General features: G+C 62.5%; 5 protein-coding genes. 4 read left to right on the top strand and 1 reads right to left on the bottom strand.

The window, feature by feature from the left end:
* Positions 1–110: 110 nt before the first annotated feature.
* On the bottom strand, positions 111–389 hold the full coding sequence (locus VMJ11_RS05035) for a hypothetical protein (protein ID WP_414694302.1): 279 nt from the start codon (positions 387–389) through the stop codon (positions 111–113).
* Positions 390–975: 586 nt separating this feature from the next.
* On the opposite strand from VMJ11_RS05035, the gene VMJ11_RS05040 reads away from it, so the two are divergent.
* The 4 genes from VMJ11_RS05040 to VMJ11_RS05055 form a co-directional block, all read left to right on the top strand.
* Positions 976–1,572, top strand: coding sequence for an FMN-dependent NADH-azoreductase (locus VMJ11_RS05040; RefSeq protein WP_325617561.1), 597 nt, complete (start codon positions 976–978; stop codon positions 1,570–1,572).
* Positions 1,573–1,608: 36 nt separating this feature from the next.
* A complete protein-coding gene (locus VMJ11_RS05045) occupies positions 1,609–1,776 on the top strand; it encodes a hypothetical protein (protein ID WP_325617563.1) in 168 nt (55 codons plus the stop codon).
* 10 nt (positions 1,777–1,786) lie between these two features.
* Positions 1,787–3,349 (top strand): DHA2 family efflux MFS transporter permease subunit, encoded by a 1,563-nt coding sequence (locus VMJ11_RS05050; RefSeq protein WP_325617565.1) that lies wholly within the window; start codon positions 1,787–1,789, stop codon positions 3,347–3,349.
* Positions 3,350–3,441: 92 nt separating this feature from the next.
* Positions 3,442–3,660: hypothetical protein (locus tag VMJ11_RS05055; protein ID WP_325617567.1), on the top strand; the 219-nt coding region annotated here is incomplete at its 3' end.

Here is a 3,660-nt window from a genome sequence, read left to right on the forward strand (position 1 = left end):
GAGAATACTACGATCGGCAGCGCGATCGTAGCCCGTGAGCCTGAGTAGTTTCCCGTGCCTTGAGCCCGCGCTTCGCGAAGCGCGAGCTTACGGGCGGCTGGCGGTAGATATCAGCCGAACGTGAACGAATACGCGCGCACGACCGGATCGGGAAAGCGGATTTCGAAGGTGCGATCGACAATCGGCCCTTGCTGGCGAACCCGCTGATAAAGCCGCTGGCCGTTCACCACGCCGTTGCCGCTCGCGTCGACATCGGCGCCGTGGCTCGCGCCGGGCGGCGCGCCGTCGATGCTCACGCGAAATCGCACGGCGTCTCGATGAAATGATGCGCGGGCCAATACTCGTTGTTGAACGCGCGCCAGATCGCATAGTTTGTTGTCGATCGCCACGCAGAGATCGTCTCGGCCGCCACCGGCTAGTATGCTTCAGCCTCGAAGACTCGCAACGCGACGTGCATCGCGAACACGCATGCATCTTCGAAGCGGCCATGCGCCGCGCCGACGTGCGAGCCGCGCTCGAATTCGAAGATCACATCAGCACGACGCGCTCGATATCCCGCGCCTCGGCAAGATTCGCGGCCCGAAGTCCTCCCTGCTTCTCGCAGTGGAAAACGCCGCGTAATATCTGCACGCGCACGCGGGAGTTCTACCGGCATTTCGACATTTGATGCGCCGCAGGCTTCGCTCCGCTCACTCACACGCGTCCACTCATGGCGCGCATGCGCGTTGCGAAATGGGCACGCTCCGCGTCGTCCATCAGTGCCAGAAACTGGTTCGCCCTCATTTCGGCAGTCACAGCCAACCGCAAGCTCCCGTTCATGATGGACGCGCTGCAGCTGCACACGTGGGTTCAAGACCCGACCTGCCGGGAGCGTTGCTGATTCGGCGACACAGATTCGCCCGGCACGGCTCTACCGCAACGCGCCGGACGTGGGTAGCCTCTCAATCCCATAGTCCACTACCCCTCCGGCCTATCATGACCACGATCCTTCAAATCAACTCGGCAGCCCGCTCGCAAGGCGCAACCTCGACCCTGCTCCTCAACGAGCTGACCGAGAAACTGCAACAATCGAATCCCGGCGCGCAACTCGTCGTCCGTAATCTGCAAGCTGAGCCGCTGCCCCATCTCGACGATGCGATCCTCGCCGCGTTCTTCACGCCGGCCGACCAGCGAACCCCGGAACAAGCGGCTATCTCAGCGCGTAGCGAGGCGCTCATCGCCGAACTGCAAGCCGCCGACATCATTGTGATCGGCGCGCCAATGTACAACTTCGGCATCTCGTCGCAACTGAAGACCTACTTCGACTTCATCGCTCGCGCCGGCATCTCGTTCCAGTACACGGCCAGCGGTTCGGAAGGTTTCGTGACGGGCAAGAAGGTCTTCGTCGTAACGGCACGCGGCGGCCAGTATGTCGGCACCCCGGACGACACCCACACGCTGTTTCTGCAGACCTTCCTCGGCTTCCTCGGCATGACCGACGTGAACTTCATCTACGCCGAAGGCCTGGCCATGGGCCCGGATGTGGCTCGCGCAGCACTCGCCCGCGCACGCGAAGCAATCGCTGCTGCATAAGGATCCCTCGGCAAACGTCCGCACTGCGGATTGCGAATGCTGATCGTGGCAATGCGTGCTGTGTCAGCGTACGCATTGCCGGTCAGAAACAACGCCACGCGAGGGTTGCCGTGGCGTTTCCAGATGCGTCATTTTCCCGGCATGTATCTGACTTATCAGATACATGCCGAAGGCGCGATGGCAACCGGCCATCAAGCCGCTTAACGGACTCACCATGATCCCCCCAAAAAACGCGAGCACGCCAGCGCCATTGGCTGGCTGGCAGTTCGTACTGGGCACCTTCGCGGTGGCCCTCGCCACCTTCATGACGGTGATGGACTCGTCGATTGCCAACGTCGCGATTCCGACGCTCTCCGGCGACCTGGGCGTGTCGGTCGATGAAGGCACGTGGGTCATCACGCTGTTCGCCGCGTCCAACGCGGTGGCCATTCCGTTGACGGGCTGGCTCACGCAGCGGGTCGGACAGGTCAAGCTTTTCACGGCCGCGATCGTGCTTTTCGTGCTGTCGTCGGCGGCGTGCGGTCTCGCGCCGAACTTGCCGTTGCTGCTTGCGGCCCGCGTCGTTCAAGGTGCGGTGGCAGGGCCGCTGGTGCCGCTGTCGCAAGCGCTGCTGCTCGCCTCGTTTCCGCGGGAAAAGAGCTCGAACGCGCTGGCGCTGTGGGCGATGACCGCAACGGCTGGGCCGATAGCCGGGCCGGCTTTGGGCGGCTGGATCACCGATAACTACAGCTGGTCGTGGGTCTTCTACGTCAACGTGCCCGTCGGCCTCTTCGCCGCCGCCGTGATCTGGGCGCTCTACCGCAAGCGCGAAACGCCATCGCGCAAACTGCCGGTCGACAAGGTGGGCCTCTTCTCACTGATCGTCTGGGTGGGCTCGCTGCAGATCATGCTCGACAAGGGCAAGGATCTCGACTGGTTCCATTCGCCGGTGATCTGGGCGCTCACGATCGTCTCGCTGGTTGCGTTCCTGTTCTTCGTGATCTGGGAGCTGACCGAGGCGAAGCCGATCGTCGACCTGCGTCTGTTCAAGGGACGCAACTTCATGGGCGGCACCATTGCGATATCGATCGGGTACGCGATCTTCTTCGCCAACCTCGTGATCCTGCCGACGTGGATCCAGGAATACCTGGGCTACCGCGCCGTCGATGCGGGGCTCGTGGTCGCGCCGCTCGGCATCTTCTCCGTCATCCTCGCGCCGGTGATGGGCAAGATCATGCCGAAATCGGACATGCGGATGCTGGCGACGCTCGCCTTCGTCTTCTTTGCAGGCGTGTTCCTGATGCGCTCGCGGTACACGACAGGCGTCGATGCGTACACGCTCGTTCTGCCGACGCTGCTGCAGGGCATCCCCGTCGCGCTGTTCTTCACGCCGCTCACGGCCATCATCCTGTCGGGCTTGCCGCCGGAGAAGATCCCGGCGGCCGCGGGTCTGTCGAGCTTCGCGCGGATCTTCGCCGGCGCGGCGGGCACTTCGATCTTGAGCACCATCTGGAACGACCGGACCATCCAGCACCATGCACGACTCGCCGAGCAGACGAGCGTGAACAACCCGGCCTATATGCACGCACTCGCCGGTATTCAGACGACGCTGCACGCGAGTCTCTTCAAGGCCGAGGCTTTTTTCGAAACGCAATTGAGCGCACAGGCGGCGATGCTTGGCCTGAACGATGTGTTCTGGCTGTCGGCGGTGACCTTTCTCGTGATCATTCCGCTCATCTGGATCACGAGGCCCAGCAAGGGCGTCGCGAAGAGCGCAGCGGGCGCGGGTGGTCACTGAGCACCGCGCGGCGCCAACGGCCAGCAAGCGAAGACATTCTTTTCATCGGACTTTGCCGTGATCGCCAAAGTTATTTACACCAAGGACGTGTCATGCAGTACTCCACACCCGAAAGTTTCTCGCTGACGCAAAGCGTCGGGTTCTTGTTGGCCAAGGCGCGCAACCATCTCACAGGTCAGAAAATGAAAACGCAGATTGGTAAATCCGCTGGCGGTGCCCGCACGATCAAGGTGGGGTTGTCGGCGATTCTGGTGGCGATGCTCTCGGCATGCGTCAACTATGCGGGCATTCACAGCGACCAGCAGATGGCC

It is taken from the genome of Paraburkholderia sp., assembly GCF_035501035.1.
GTDB lineage: Bacteria > Pseudomonadota > Gammaproteobacteria > Burkholderiales > Burkholderiaceae > Paraburkholderia.